Consider the following 14411-nt stretch of genomic DNA (forward strand, 5'->3'; position numbering starts at 1 on the left):
TTTAACTCAGGGAGGTCTTTCGCATGGAAAATCGTGCACAATGGGGAACACGAGCCGGTTTCATACTGGCGGCCGTTGGCTCAGCTATTGGTTTGGGTAACATTTGGCGTTTCCCGGCAGTAGCTTATGAAAATGGTGGTGGCGCATTTTTTATTCCTTATTTATTTGCTCTATTAACAGCAGGTATACCACTACTTGTCATGGAATTTACCATCGGTCACAAATTTAGAGGATCAGCACCACTTTCATTCTTCAGAATGAATCGTAAGACAGAATGGCTTGGCTGGTGGGCAGTACTTGTATCCTTTGTTATTTCGACATATTATGCTGTCATTATTGCCTGGGCAATTTCATACAGTATCTTCGCATTCAACCTTTCTTGGGGGGATGACACAGAAGGCTTTTTGTTTAGTGATTATTTGCAATTATCCGTAGATCCTGGTCAGACAGGAAGCCTTGTACCTGGTGTTCTTATTCCACTTCTTATCGTTTGGTTGATTACACTTGGTGTACTGTTCAAAGGAGTCAAAAAGGGTATTGAAGCAGCAAATAAAATCTTTATCCCGACATTGATTGTCCTTTTCATGATTATTGTCATCCGAGCGGTTACTCTTCCGGGGGCGGCAGAAGGTCTTCAGACGTTCTTTGCTCCAGATTTTAGTGCTATTACCGATAGTTCCGTTTGGGTAGCAGCTTATGGACAAATTTTCTTCAGTTTATCCATCGCCTTTGCGATTATGATTACGTACTCCAGCTACCTACCGAAGAAATCGGATTTAACAAACAATGCTTTCATTGCTGGCTTTGGTAACTCAAGTTTCGAATTACTTGCTGGTATCGGTGTTTTCGGAGCTTTAGGATTCATGGCTTCTCAAAGTGGCGTCCCAGTTAACGAAGTCGTCAGTGGTGGCGTGGGGCTTGCGTTTGTCGTGTTCCCACAAATCATTAATGAGTTTCCTGCATTGAATGGATTATTTGGTTTCTTATTCTTTGCATCATTAGTACTTGCCGGACTATCCTCATTAATTTCAATTTCTGAAACTTATGTAGCTGCCTTGAGCGAAAAATTTGGAATATCAAGGAAAGCTGCTGTAGGACTTGGTGGAGGATTAGCTGCCGTCATTTCCCTGCTTTTCGCAACACAGGGTGGACTCTATCTCCTAGATGCCGCTGATTACTTCATTAACCAGTTCGGAGTAGCATTTGTCGGACTTGTAGAAGTTCTCGTCATAGCATGGTTCTTACGTAACCTTAATGACTTTCAGGCTCATGCTAACGGTATATCTGATATCCATCTTGGTGGATGGTGGAAGATTTGTCTTGGTGTGATCACGCCAATCGTCCTTGGATTTATGATGTTTGATTTATTCAAGACGAACCTTCTTCAACAATTTGATACAGAAACAGGGAACTATGCAGGATATACAGATGGTTTCATTTTATTCGGGGGGTTGGTTTGTAGCAGCATTTGCCATTGTAGCCGGCTTCTTGATGACATTGAAACGCTGGGATTCTAAGGCCGTTGAAGAAGTTAAGAAGGAGGTAAGCTAATATGTCAGCTGGTGCAGTAACAATGATGATTATCGGAATAGTCGTTATATGGGGTGGCCTGGCTGCCAGTATTACGAATGCCGTTAAAAAATCCAAATCATAAGAAAAGCGTCGCACAATAAAGTGCGGCGCTTTTAATTTTTTGTCATCCTTTCCCATTTTCGCAGGAATGGGTAAGGGTCAAAGGACCATTCATTTTTTCCATTATCTTGATACATGCCATAATGAAGGTGGGGAGGGAACTTTCCGGAGGTTCCAGGTGGTCCATATCCAGAAGCTCCTACCGAACCAATAACATCACCAGGTTGTACAATGTCACCTACTTTAATTTCTTCTGAAAAACTGTGCAAATGGGCGTAATAGTGGTAAATGTTATAAATATCCCGAATCCCAATCCGCCAACCACCAAACTTATTCCACCCTTTCATCTCCACAACTCCATACGTTGTAGATTTAACGGGCACACCGTAATTAGCGAAGATATCGGTGCCTTCGTGAATGCGCCGTCCTCCAAATCCTCGAGCATCCCCCCATGTGCTTCTATAACTATAATTTGCTTGAAGAGGGAGGGGAAAGTCACGGTTTGTCAAATTAACGGTCTGGAATTTTTTAAATACTCCCGCTGTGTTCATAATGGTTTGAACGGTAAGGTCTCTCTTGTAATAATTCCATAAGGCAATTTTAATGTCATCACTCGTAGTACCGAAAGACTTCAAGTATGTGCCTATTGAATACAACACGTCTTCATCATTATCCAACTGAACCTTTTGATCACCATTTCCATCTAAACCCCAGCCTTCCGGAAAAAATGTTGAGGGCATTTCTCCAGCAGAACCGGTCCAAAACATCGGATCTGCTTCAATTGCAGTAACACGGCCATCTTTGGGGTCGTCATGAACTTGTCTCTCATATTGATCAATCGCCGCCAAATACTCCCAGGGAATATCTGTGATGGCTGAGGTTTTCTTATATAATGCCATTCGCGCATCACTCTCTTCATCTGCATGTATGGAACCAGCGAAGAAAAGAGTACACATGCCAAGACATAAGATCATTGAACCGATGTATTTCATAAACTCACCTTCAATGTTTTGATATCTATAGCATGAGGCAGGCATGCTTTTGTTATGAATGGAAAAATAGGGGTGAAATCAATTTTCCATGCCTGTTTCTTCTTTTGTATTCATATTAGGTCCAACATCCGGTTGACTAGGATTGGACTCATCGACTTTCCCTTGTGGTGACTTTTTCATTTTTTTGATAATGCTATCGATCGTATCGTTATACCCTTGATCATACACTGTAGAGTTACTGAGGCTTTGGATATCTCCGAAAGAAGCAGGATTGTCCGATACATATACATGGTAAAAGCTCGGAACTAAAGAATAAGCCGTTTTCTGAACCATATCAGCAGCTGATTCTCGATCTGTATCATCCGCTTTTTTATAGGCAACGAGTACCTCATTATCCGTTACTACTGTGGCTACGTCATCGAATTGATCATAACGGAGGATCATTCTAGAGATCATATCCGCCATTTCTTCACGATTGACTTTAATTTCGCGGTGCTCTTCAGCATCTTGATTTAATTGATCCTTGTTGAAGCGTACATAACCTACTTGACCATCTTTTGGCTTTTCGTTATATCCATCCATCGCATTGCCATTCAACGTGTCATCATCCATCATATTTTTTGCTTGCTCTTCTTTTGTTTCCTGACATCCGGAAACGATGAGTGTAACAAGGGCCAGAAGGGTGAATACATTCCATATTTTTTTCAACATTATTCCTCCTTAATGTAACTCTTTATAATTATTAGATTGAGCAGTTTTACCGGAAACATACTTTTTGCTTTTGTTGTATTACCTAACATGTGAAAAAATGTGATACACTGAAATAGGATAGAGGTGATACAAATGATTGAGCTCGCTGGGAAAACATATGATATCCTAGAGGATTATCAAGAGGGCTTTCAACAAGAAGAAGTAGAAAGTCGATTTAGTGATATCCTGAATAAATATGACTTTATCGTTGGGGATTGGGGTTATGGTCAGTTAAGGTTAAAAGGGTTTTATGATGATCAAAATTCCAAAGCAACGTTTGATACTAAAATCAGTACGCTTGAAGATTATTTGTATGAATACTGTAACTTTGGATGTTCTTACTTTGTACTGAAAAGAATCCGTCAATAAGAAACGGCGCGCAAATCATCGCACGCCGTTTCTTTTGTATTTCACCTATTTAATGAGCTTCCTCAGAAGGCTTCACGTTTTCACCTGTTTCATCATGCGTGGGGTGAGCACCATCCTCATGGCGAGGGAGGTCCTGGTGGAGCCCTTTATTTTCATAGTTGAAAGCGCTGTAATACCGCTGCTCCTCTGTCCATGGCGCACTTTTATCATTGGTTACAGGTTCATATTTGTTTCGGGGTGCACCATAAGGTCCCTCTGGAAGTTGTTCGGGAGTCAAGTAATTACGCTGGGCTTCGACATTGGCAAAATCCGAATATTTACGTTTTTCTTTACCCATAAAAAAACCTCCTTCCGCTTTATTTTTTGCGGAAGGAGATTTTTTATGCCTACTCTCAGAGAAGGTCGGGAAGATAATTCCTTAATTCTTCGGCTTCGATAGCACTGAGTTGAAACATATGTTCCAAGTGGCCGATTTCATTGATATTCTCATGATCAAGCAAAGCTTGACGGTTTTTTGGTAAATTGATCACCATCGTTTGATTTTGAAAATAATCGGCTTTCATGAGAGCAAGTTCAAACCGGTGACTCCCTGCTGTAAACGATACAAAACGTGTGCTTGTATTTTGAGTGACGTCTTCCAGAAGCGGACGTTGCATGATGTGATCATCTCCCATTCGTTGTATTATTTAATCCGCTGCGAAAAAACTTTAGGATTAGTATGCCCGATTTCTATGAATTAAGACACTAAAAATCAGGAAGCGTGAGAGGAAGTCTTTTATGGTATCATGAATTACAAAGCTCATTTTTTGTAGGAGGTTACAAAGATGTATTTCGTGAATCGAGAAAAAATTGAAGAAATTTTATCATATATGGAAAAAACACAAGGGGAATTGGCGGAACACTCTTACAAGCGTTTTGCAGACCAGCTACTCTTAGAACGGGTGACACATTTAAACATTGAAGCCATCATAGACGTCGGAAACATGATGATTGATGGTTTCATCATGAGAGACCCAGGAAGTTATGAAGATATCATCGACATACTGACAGATGAAAAGGTGTTACCTGAGGATGAGCAGGAAGCATATAAGCAATTTGTTCAACTGAGGAAAATGATTGTACAACAATATACGGAAGTCGACCATGAGCAGATCGTACAAGTGTGGCAGGAGCAACAAGCCTCGTTAAAAGCTTTTCCGAATCGAGTCCGTAATTACTTGGATAATGAGCTTGGACCTGTTTCTGCCTTTTCCAAGAGTTGAGGAGTGTAAAGTTATGAGCAAGAAGGAATACAAAGGCTATCTTATTGATCTCGATGGAACCATGTACAAAGGTGCTGAAAGAATTGAAGGGGCGGCTGAATTCGTCGAGTACTTAAAATCGAAGAACCTTCCATTTATGTATTTGACAAATAACTCTTCAAAAACTGTTGATAAAATTGCAGAGAAACTCAATCAAATCGGAGTCCAGGCTAAACCAGAGCAAGTCTATACGAGTAGTCTTGCAACCGCTGAATATATAAGGAGTGAAAAAGAAAATGCCCGCGTTTTTGCCATCGGGGAAGAAGGGTTATTCGATGCATTGCGCCAAGAGGGTTTGGAATTGGTGGAAGAGGGAGCAGACTTCGTGGTGATTGGTATTGACCGGGAAATTAATTATGAGAAGCTGGCCATAGCTTGTTTGGAGGTTAGGAATGGAGCTGCTTTCATAAGTACAAATGGAGACATTGCTATACCTACAGAGCGTGGGCTTGTGCCAGGAAATGGAGCTGTGACATCCGTGATTTCTGTGAGTACCGGTGTGGACCCAGTGTTTGTAGGTAAACCTGAGCCGTTAATTATGTCTAGGGCTCTGAAACGGTTAGGACATAATAAAAAGGACGTCTTAATGGTTGGGGACAATTACAACACAGATATTAAAGCTGGTATGTCAGCGGGTATGGATACATTAATGGTAGAGACTGGATTGAGTACGTTTGATGAAATCAAGGATAATGACCATCAGCCCACATACAAATGCAAAGATTTATTCCAATGGATCCAACATTTGAATTCGAATGAAGAGAAGTAGAAAAACGACCAGAGAATAGCTCTGGTCGTTTTTTCACATCAGGTAGGGACCAAAAAATACAGTAATGAAAAGAACGTGTATCCCTATAAAATAGGTTAATTGGATGGGATTGGACCAATCTTTTGAACGTGCCGCGGCTTTTAATATTCCGTAAGCAATGCCTGCAAAACCAAGTAAAAACAGTATAGGACTACCAGGAAAACTTAAATAATCGGGAGCTCTAGCGAGAAGCGCATCAGAAAACATTGGGTCTCTAACCACAATGGCTGCCACTAGGTATATGAGAATTCCTGTATAAAGAACCCAAGAGCGGTCTTGATCCAGAGCGTCGGCTTTAGAAAACATGATGAATATCATGAATAGCAAAGGCCATAGAAACCAGAATGTAGAGATGATTAGGGCAAATAATCCTGCGGAAAGCATACCAATCGTTTTCCCGGAAGCAAGCAACAACCCTTGTTTTGTTACCTGGTCAGCGCTCTGGACCACTTCAGGTTGGCTTGAAGCTAGTAATAGCTTATGATTGTCTCCTCCATTATCCACCCACAAAACTGTTTCTTCATTTAGCCTAACTGGAAAATTAGAGAATGACGGTGTATTGCTTAACCGTGTTACTGTTGTAGCGCTACTTTCACTGATCGTTGCTTGGTAAATGTTAAATTGTGGGCCAGGTCGAAATAGCGTGTCCGTCCAACCGTTTGCCTTAAAGAGAAGTACTGGTCCGTTCTCCGTATTATGAATGCTTAGGTCTGTTATTTCTTTCAGTTCATCCGTCGAGAAAGGATCTTGAAAATTCACCCTGTTCAGGTCAGGGTTTTCTCCAAAGGGAGCCTCTGCATAGTAATAATGATTTTGAATCCTACCAGATTGGCTTTGTTTTTGTATCGTTGTTACAAGCAGCTGATATCTGTTTTCTTTGGTCGTAAATTGGATATCGTTGACTTGTTCGGATTCTTTGACTGTGAAAGTTGCTTCACCGAGTAGATTTATACTGTTTTCTTCCACTTGGTAGTATTTCAGTAAGTTTCCTGAGGACGTCACTTCATCTGTCAATAAATAAGTACCGTTGTCTGTCTCTGTCATATGGACCGAGGCTTTCGGATTTTCCAGTGATAAAAGCTCTTCACTAGCAGATTCATTTATTTCAAAGCTATAAATCTTATCCTCATTCCTGTAAAAAGCTCCGCTATCGAGAGGGTAAAATGCTTGAACGTCAGTGATTTTCTCCCCTGTCCCTTGATCATACATACTGTAATAATCGGCATAAATCACTTTGTTTTCACCTATGTAGAATTGAGTGAATTTATCGACGGGAATCTCATATGAGTTTTCTTCCTTTATTTCATATTGAGCATTGTAAATGTTTTGTTGGATCCCATTTTCCGTAAGAAAGGAAACGGACGGGTTTCCTTCGTGAAGGCCAACATTAGGGGGCCGTAAAACAGGTGTGGTTCCAATATCCAAGGAACGGCTCCAATTCTCATCCGGAGGCTCGGTGACTTTTTGATAATTATGAGAAAACAGTAAGCTTACAGCGATTAGAACGATAATCGAAGGAAGCAGCCAAACCAACTTTCCTCTCCAACTTTTCATCTATTGCATCTCCTTCCTTTTTCTGTATCTTCTTGTAGTACGTAGTTAAGATTATAAAGGTTTCAGAAAAATAAAAATACGATATGAAAAAAAGTCTGAAAAATCATATATAGCTTATTTCTGCTCCTTATAAAGGTATATGGCAGGATTGTGTAAGGATCAGTTTCGAGATGTGTCCGGGGTTCGTTGCCTTGTTGGGCGTCAGGGTTGGCTGGGAAGCTACTCGCTTTCCTGCGGGGATGATGGCAAGCCACCTCGTGCTTCGCACTGTGGGGTCTTGCCAGTCCATCCATTCACGCGGGAGTCCCGCAGCTTCCCAACCACCCCTTTCGATGTAACGGAGAAACGAACCCTTGTACCATGTTGAATGGTTCTTCCACTATCCAACTGTTAGAGGTGTAAAGTTCTGTGGATCAAGCTTTAACGTACTGTTGATGTGTTCTAGTCATCCACTTCCCATAATCATTCGAGCTGCCCTTTTAGGAGTGGTTTCGAGAATCTTCTTTGGTAAAGGGGGCGGAGGGAAACGGTGAGACTCCTATGGGACGTGTGGGACAAGTGAGACCCCGGAAGGCGTAGCCTGAGGAGGCTCACCGCCCGCCCCATGGAAAGCGAACCTTTTCCCGGAGCCCCTAGAACCACTCAATTGTCTCGAAGCTGAGTCTTCCACAATCGGGAGCTTTTATTGAAGAAGAATTGAGGAAAATAAAAAAGCAGTTCAATGGGAAGGTACAGAACGTACAATACATTGAACTACTTTATACTTACATTATTCATCTTTTATTATACCTCGTTGTCTCCAGCGATGGTGTGGGCGAGTCTGCTGGAAGCGGCGGCAGCAATGGCCCCGACAATGTCATCTAAGAATGTGTGACATTCTCCTGAGGACTTATCATTTAGTTTTTGTAAGATTCATGGTTTTTGTTTATCAATATACCCGTAATTGGTAAAACCGATGGATCCGTAAACGTTAACGATGGAAAAGGCAATGATTTCATCAATTCCATAAAGGCTTTCGTCTACTTCAATGGTGGACTGTAATGGCTCTTCAAGCATTTTCTTTTCTGCCAGACGATCCATTTGAATCCCAGTAATGACTGCATTTTGAACTTCACGCTTTGTAAGTACTTTGTTCACATTAAAGCGGCAGTCATCCATGGATAAATCATCGTGATATTTAGACTGTAAGTAATAGACAAGGTCCGCAATGTCATCAATGGTGACCCCTCTTTCCACCAGCCAATCTCTTGCTGTTTTTTCAAGAGTGGATACTTTTCTTTCTTCTGCCATAGTGAAAAACCTCCCTGCTCATCATGACTTGCACAGCACCATACCCGCGTTTATTATTGCACAAACGGGCGGTGTTATGTTCATTATATCAAAACTTCTTCTTGAAGGTGCAAAAGTGTAGAAGGTTGGAAAGCCTCAATGGTTATTTCCTATGATAAAATAGTAAAAAATGAATGGAGGTTCGATCATTGACGAAACCAAAAGTGTTTATTACCCGCCGTCTCCCTGATGAAGTCGTGGACCCTTATAAAGAACACTTGGATATTGAGATGTGGCCAAGTGAAGTGGAACCTGTAAGTCGCCAAGTGTTGATGGAACATGCCCAATCTTCTCAAGGTTTATTGACCATGTTGACGGAAAATGTTGATGAACAAATGCTTCGAAAATCCAACAATCTGTCCATCATAGCGAATATGGCTGTTGGCTATGATAATGTGGATGTGAAAACAGCGGAGACATTAGATATTGCTGTAACTCATACACCAGATGTGCTTACGGAAACTACAGCGGATCTCACCTTCGGTTTGTTGATGGCTACAGCGAGGAGAGTCGTAGAGGCAAGCCAATACATAAAGGACAACAAGTGGGAGCATTGGTCTCCGCTGATGTTAGCCGGTACGGATATTCACGGGAAAACAATAGGTATTGTCGGGATGGGGAGAATTGGAGAAGCGGTTGCAAAAAGGGCGAAAGGCTTCGGTATGAATATATTGTATTATAATCGTTCTCGTAAACCTGAAGCCGAAGAGTCTCATGGTGCGAGCTATGCAGATTTTAAGGGGTTGCTTGAACAATCCGACTATGTCGTGTGTTTGACTCCTTTAACAGATGAAACCCACCACATGTTTAATAAGGAAGCATTCCATAGTATGAAAAAGGATGCTTTTTTTATCAATGCTTCCAGAGGTGCTACAGTAGATGAAGAAGCGTTATATGAGGCAATTATAAATAAAGATATTGCCGGAGCGGGGCTTGATGTGTTTGAACAAGAACCGATTTCCTCCGACCATCCATTGCTTTCATGCCCTGAAGTGGTCTGTTTGCCGCATATCGGTTCAGCTACGAAGGAAACAAGATATAATATGATGAAGCTTAGTCTGGATAACCTCGTTCATCACTTCCAGGGAAAACCGTTACTTACACCTGTTCCTTAAAATGTCTTTATTTATTTTTCGAGTCTGGAAGTCATCTTGGAGAATTGATTTCGAGATGTTTTTTGAGCGGAGGGGAACTGTGGGGAACGAGTCGCTTTCCAACCAGCCTTGACTTTAAAGATAGCAAACACTTCCCGGATCTAAGTTATCCACAATCGGGAGCTTATTTCACATTAAAATATGGATGAGTATAACAAAAAAAGAGCCGCTCTTATGGAGCGGCTCTTTCGGTCAGGTGTATTAAAATACTTGCTCGACTTCGTAAATTCATGGTACTTCTTGTGCAAGAGCTCTTTCGATCCCTGCTTTCAAAGTGATTGTGGAACTTGGGCAGTTTCCGCAAGCACCCATAAGTCGCAGACGGACGATTCCGTCTTCAACATCGACAAGCTCGACGTCCCCACCGTCACGTAGTAAAAATGGGCGAAGTTTATTGAGTACCTCTTGAACCTGTTCATTCATGTTCAATCTTCCCCTTTCTTAAGTATCATTATAAAACGAAACAGCTAAAAAATCTATGGTTGTCTAAGTCTCTGTATAATAATATTGAGAACTATTATCATTTTATCTTTTTTCTTTTCTTTTGTAAAATAGAAAAAACGGAATATAAAAAGGGAGAGGGTACGGATGGGGGAGCACCAGGAAGTTAGAGTAGCGGTTTATGGAGCTGATGTGAAATGTGCCAGCTGTGTGAACGCACCTGGTTCAAAGGAAACATATGAGTGGCTGCAGGCAGCTATTGGAAGAAAGTATAACGATTCAATGGTTACCTACAATTACTATGATATCCAGGAAGAAGCTCAGGATGGAGCGGATCCTTCTATTATCCAACAGCTGTTAGATGATGAGCTGTTTTATCCTCTCGTCCTTGTTGAGAATGAAATTGTAGGCGAGGGAGATCCTAGATTGAAAAATGTTTATAAGGCCTTGGATAAGAACGGACTCCATCGAAAGGAAAATTCATAGCAGACGTGGCTGACGGTATGATATGATTAGGATGAGATAGGGTTTCATCCAATTTAGAGGTGAAGCGGATGAATCCATTAATTGAATTTTGTATCAATAACTTGATCAGTGGATCGCAGGAAGCAAAAGAAACGCTTGAGAAGGATCCTGATCTTGATGTTGTCGAATATGGGTGTTTAAGAAACTGTGGACTATGTTCCCAGACGTTATATGCTGTTGTAGAAGGAGATCGTGTCATGGCCGATACACCGGATGAATTAGTCGATAAAATTTATGAACATTTGGACGAAACCCTATAAGACGGTGTTGCTATGGAAGGAAAAGGTATCCTTTAAACAAGGGTGCCTTTTCCTTTGCGAATACAGGATGTTTGATTAAAAGATCAGCCATTTAGTATACTGACGATAAGAAGAGAAAGGAGAGGCTTGGTATGATTCTGAATATCACAGAAGCCGCAAGTCACCAAATCAAAGAGATGATGAAAGAAGAAGAAGGAGAAGTTCGTCTTCGCTTCGGTGTTAAAGGTGGAGGCTGCAGTGGATTGTCTTATGCCATGGGCTTCGAAGATGAAATCAATGAGGAACTTGATCTTGTAGAGGAGTCCAGTGGGATCCCGGTAGTCATCAACCGTCAAGACGCCGCTATTGTGGAAGGTACGACCATCGATTTCAAACAGAATATGATGGGTGGCGGGTTCACCATTGATAACCCGAATGCGATTGTGTCATGTGGATGTGGATCTTCGTTCAAAACAGCAACCAATGCTGGAACACCAGATCCAAATTGTTAATATCAAACCTTTCTGTGTTTACAGAAAGGTTTTTCTTATCTCGGAATTAAAAAAGGAAGAAGTCCACTTAAGAGGCTTCTTCCTTTTGCTTTTTTATGAAAACATGCTTGTCGAGTGTTTAGGTTGAACACGAGCACCTGGGTCGATATAGGCTTTAGCGTTGTTAACTGCCGTAGGGCCTTCACCAAAGCCGGAAGCAATCAGTTTCACTTTCCCAGGGTAGGTGCAAATATCCCCCGCTGCATAGATCCCTTTGATATTGGTTTCCATCTTGGAATTGACGACGATGCTGTTCTTTTCGATTTCCAATTCCCAATCTTTTATCGGACCGAGGGAGGAGATGAAACCGTAGTTTACAATCACATCATCAACGTCAATCGTTTCTACTCGATCCCCTTTCACTTCTTTCAATTCCACCTGTTCAATGCGTTCATCACCAATCATTTTTTCAGGAGTGAATGGAGTCATAATTCTGACGTTGGATTCATTGAGCTGTGACACACTATGTTCGTGTGCTCTGAATTTATCTCTTCTATGGACTAGAGTCACTTGTTCAGCAATTGGTTCAAGCATAAGGGCCCAGTCGACAGCAGAGTCTCCGCCGCCGGCAATCATGACTTTTTTATCCCGGAACTTATCCATATTGCTGACGTGGTAATGGAGGTTCGTCTCTTCAAAACGTTCTGTATCTTCAATTTTCAGTTTCCGTGGTTGGAAAGCTCCGTTTCCTGCTGTGATAATAATGGTCTTTGTATAATGAACTTCTTTGTCTGTCGTCAGTTTAATGGTTTCATCATCCATTCTTTCAACGGAAACCACTTCATGGTTCAGAGAGATGGTAGGATTGAACATCATCGCTTGTTCCTCTAAGTTGTCAACAAGCTCTTGTGCTCGCACTTTTGGAAATCCGGCTACGTCGAAAATGTATTTTTCTGGGTAGAGAGCGGTCAGTTGACCTCCTAGATGGGGAAGACTTTCAATGATGTTTACACTTGCTTCACGCATTCCACCATAGAATGCTGTGAATAAACCAACCGGCCCACCGCCGATTACCGTTATATCGTATATTTTTTCACTCATAATAAACCTCCTGATGAAAATTTCACTAAAATACATTCTATCATAAAAAAATTTCTGATGGGAACAATGAGGGGATGTAAACCTTTACAAAGGGGTAATTGTTGTATAATTCCGATAAAGGATTTATGGGTTGAAAATGGTTAAAAAAAGGTCTAAGATAAAAACATAATAAATAGTAAGAATTTGTGACAATTTTCCCCTGAAGCCGATTCAGGTTTTTTCATGTTCTCTTTTGTGAAAATAGTCACAAGCATTAGTCAATGGATCATTATTACGAGATGGAAGTGATTAAATCATGAGAAACCCTAACATTGTGATTCTCGGTGCCGGATATGGCGGGATCATGACAGCAGTGAAGTTACAGAAAAGCTTAGGTGCAAATGATGCAAACGTGACACTTGTCAATAAACATAGCTACCATTATCAAACGACATGGTTGCATGAAAATGCTGCGGGTACTTTACACCATGACCGCACACGCATTCAAATCAAAGATGTCCTCAATACGAGTAAGGTGAATTTCGTCCAAGATACCGTTACGGATATCAAGCCCGAAGAGAAAAAGGTACGGCTAGAAGACGGAGAACTCTCTTATGACTACCTTGTGATCGGCCTTGGCTTTGAGGCGGCCACGTTTGGAATCTCTGGTCTTAAGGAGAATGCCTTTACTATAAACAGCATTAATAGTGCGCGGATGATTCGTCAGCACATTGAATATAACTTCGCAAAATATAACAATGAAGCGGAGAAGAAGCAGGAACGCTTGAACATCGTTGTAGGGGGTGCCGGATTCACAGGCATCGAATTCGTAGGTGAGCTCGCAAACCGTATTCCGGAGCTTTGTAAACAATACGACATCCCGCGTGAAAACGTACGTATCATCAACGTGGAAGCTGCTCCAACGGCACTACCAGGATTTGACCCTGAACTAGTAGAGTACGCAATGAACTCCCTGGAAGCACGAGGCGTTGAATTTAAAATCGGAGCGATGATCAAAGAAGTGACAGAGAACAAACTCGTGTTTGAAAAAGACGAGCAGCGAGAAGAGATTGAAACGAACACGGTTGTGTGGGCGGCTGGTGTCCGTGGAAACTCCCTTGTTGAAAAAGCAGGGTTTGAAGCGAACCGTGGTCGTACCCCAGTAGGAGAGGACTTACGTCCAGAAGGTTTTGACGATGTCTTTATTGTCGGGGATTGTGCTTTGATTATGAATGAGGAAACGGGACGCCCTTATCCACCAACGGCGCAAATTGCCATTCAGCAAGCGGAGCAAACAGCAGCTAACCTCACTCGTCTAATTAGAGGTGACGATCACCTTGAACCATTTGAGCCAGACTTGAAAGGAACCGTAGCCTCTCTTGGTCATAATGATGCCATAGGCGTGGTCTTTGATGACAAGAAATTGTTCGGATGGTCAGCGACGGCGATGAAGAAAATTATCGATAACCGCTACCTGCTGAAACTAGGTGGCGTACCACTTGTCCTTAAAAAAGGAAAACTAAACTTCTTCCATTAAACCTTACGAAAAGCGAAAGCAGAACCACTGCTTTCGCTTTTTTCATAAAAAAATTTACCGTTCTTCTCCTACAATAGCTCCTTATTCTTGAAGGGTCAGTTTCGAGACACTGATGTGGCGAAGAAGCGGAGGGGAATGGCGAGACTCCTGCGGGAAAAGAGTGCTAGGTGAGACCCCGCAAGGCGTCAGCCTGAGGAGGCTCATCGCGC

Annotated in this window: 16 protein-coding genes and 2 pseudogenes; 10 read left to right on the top strand and 8 right to left on the bottom strand. The window is 41.8% G+C overall.

Annotated features, from left to right (window positions below; all coding sequences use genetic code 11):
- Positions 1–23: 23 nt before the first annotated feature.
- A pseudogene (locus tag LC065_RS09730) lies at positions 24–1551 on the top strand (sodium-dependent transporter).
- A gap of 1 nt (position 1552) precedes the next feature.
- Positions 1553–1654, top strand: a complete 102-nt coding sequence (locus LC065_RS09735) for a methionine/alanine import family NSS transporter small subunit (RefSeq protein ID WP_226591821.1) — start codon at positions 1553–1555, stop codon at positions 1652–1654.
- Positions 1655–1685: 31 nt separating this feature from the next.
- Here LC065_RS09735 and LC065_RS09740 read toward each other — a convergent pair whose 3' ends face one another.
- Together LC065_RS09740 and LC065_RS09745 are read right to left on the bottom strand one after the other, a co-directional pair.
- Positions 1686–2624, bottom strand: coding sequence for a M23 family metallopeptidase (locus LC065_RS09740; RefSeq protein WP_371933431.1), 939 nt, complete (start codon positions 2622–2624; stop codon positions 1686–1688).
- A gap of 78 nt (positions 2625–2702) precedes the next feature.
- Positions 2703–3332: a YhcN/YlaJ family sporulation lipoprotein gene (locus tag LC065_RS09745; protein ID WP_226591819.1), complete on the bottom strand. Its 630-nt coding sequence runs from the start codon at positions 3330–3332 to the stop codon at positions 2703–2705.
- Between the two features lie 135 nt (positions 3333–3467).
- Between LC065_RS09745 and LC065_RS09750 the strand changes: the two genes are divergently transcribed.
- The gene (locus tag LC065_RS09750; RefSeq protein ID WP_160911690.1) at positions 3468–3743 is read left to right on the top strand and encodes a YutD family protein; all 276 of its coding nucleotides are present in this window, start codon (positions 3468–3470) and stop codon (positions 3741–3743) included.
- Positions 3744–3792: 49 nt separating this feature from the next.
- On the opposite strand, the gene LC065_RS09755 is transcribed toward LC065_RS09750, so the two are convergent.
- Together LC065_RS09755 and LC065_RS09760 are read right to left on the bottom strand one after the other, a co-directional pair.
- The gene (locus tag LC065_RS09755; protein ID WP_226591817.1) at positions 3793–4080 is read right to left on the bottom strand and encodes a cytosolic protein; all 288 of its coding nucleotides are present in this window, start codon (positions 4078–4080) and stop codon (positions 3793–3795) included.
- A gap of 55 nt (positions 4081–4135) precedes the next feature.
- Complete coding sequence (locus LC065_RS09760) at positions 4136–4399, bottom strand: DUF3055 domain-containing protein (protein WP_226591815.1); 264 nt, start codon at positions 4397–4399, stop codon at positions 4136–4138.
- A gap of 168 nt (positions 4400–4567) precedes the next feature.
- Between LC065_RS09760 and hepT the strand changes: the two genes are divergently transcribed.
- A complete protein-coding gene (gene hepT, locus LC065_RS09765) occupies positions 4568–5005 on the top strand; it encodes a type VII toxin-antitoxin system HepT family RNase toxin (RefSeq protein ID WP_226591813.1) in 438 nt (145 codons plus the stop codon).
- A 13-nt stretch (positions 5006–5018) separates the two neighbouring features.
- Positions 5019–5813, top strand: coding sequence for a TIGR01457 family HAD-type hydrolase (locus tag LC065_RS09770; protein ID WP_226591811.1), 795 nt, complete (start codon positions 5019–5021; stop codon positions 5811–5813).
- A 33-nt stretch (positions 5814–5846) separates the two neighbouring features.
- On the opposite strand, the gene LC065_RS09775 is transcribed toward LC065_RS09770, so the two are convergent.
- Together LC065_RS09775 and LC065_RS09780 are read right to left on the bottom strand one after the other, a co-directional pair.
- Positions 5847–7406, bottom strand: a complete 1560-nt coding sequence (locus LC065_RS09775; protein ID WP_226591809.1) for a hypothetical protein — start codon at positions 7404–7406, stop codon at positions 5847–5849.
- Positions 7407–8189: 783 nt separating this feature from the next.
- Positions 8190–8696: pseudogene (locus LC065_RS09780) on the bottom strand (phosphatidylglycerophosphatase A family protein).
- Positions 8697–8884: 188 nt separating this feature from the next.
- Here LC065_RS09780 and LC065_RS09785 point away from each other — a divergent pair.
- Positions 8885–9850 (top strand): 2-hydroxyacid dehydrogenase, encoded by a 966-nt coding sequence (locus LC065_RS09785; RefSeq protein ID WP_226591805.1) that lies wholly within the window; start codon positions 8885–8887, stop codon positions 9848–9850.
- Positions 9851–10117: 267 nt separating this feature from the next.
- Here the strand turns inward: LC065_RS09785 and LC065_RS09790 are convergent, their stop codons facing one another.
- Positions 10118–10312, bottom strand: a complete 195-nt coding sequence (locus LC065_RS09790; protein WP_306163930.1) for a NifU family protein — start codon at positions 10310–10312, stop codon at positions 10118–10120.
- A gap of 165 nt (positions 10313–10477) precedes the next feature.
- On the opposite strand from LC065_RS09790, the gene LC065_RS09795 reads away from it, so the two are divergent.
- The 3 genes from LC065_RS09795 (at position 10478) to LC065_RS09805 (ending at position 11606) form a co-directional block, all read left to right on the top strand.
- Positions 10478–10816, top strand: coding sequence for a YuzD family protein (locus tag LC065_RS09795; protein WP_226591803.1), 339 nt, complete (start codon positions 10478–10480; stop codon positions 10814–10816).
- Between the two features lie 68 nt (positions 10817–10884).
- Positions 10885–11115 carry a YuzB family protein gene (locus LC065_RS09800; protein ID WP_089654142.1) on the top strand — a complete coding sequence of 77 codons (231 nt, stop codon included), beginning with the start codon at positions 10885–10887 and terminating at the stop codon, positions 11113–11115.
- A 131-nt stretch (positions 11116–11246) separates the two neighbouring features.
- Positions 11247–11606 carry a HesB/IscA family protein gene (locus tag LC065_RS09805; RefSeq protein WP_146816668.1) on the top strand — a complete coding sequence of 120 codons (360 nt, stop codon included), beginning with the start codon at positions 11247–11249 and terminating at the stop codon, positions 11604–11606.
- 93 nt (positions 11607–11699) lie between these two features.
- Here the strand turns inward: LC065_RS09805 and LC065_RS09810 are convergent, their stop codons facing one another.
- Complete coding sequence (locus tag LC065_RS09810) at positions 11700–12686, bottom strand: NAD(P)/FAD-dependent oxidoreductase (protein ID WP_306163931.1); 987 nt, start codon at positions 12684–12686, stop codon at positions 11700–11702.
- Positions 12687–12981: 295 nt separating this feature from the next.
- On the opposite strand from LC065_RS09810, the gene LC065_RS09815 reads away from it, so the two are divergent.
- Positions 12982–14202, top strand: a complete 1221-nt coding sequence (locus LC065_RS09815) for an NAD(P)/FAD-dependent oxidoreductase (protein ID WP_226591799.1) — start codon at positions 12982–12984, stop codon at positions 14200–14202.
- The last annotated feature ends 209 nt before the right edge of the window (positions 14203–14411 follow it).

It is taken from the genome of Halobacillus litoralis (assembly GCF_020524085.2).
GTDB lineage: Bacteria > Bacillota > Bacilli > Bacillales > Halobacillaceae > Halobacillus > Halobacillus litoralis_E.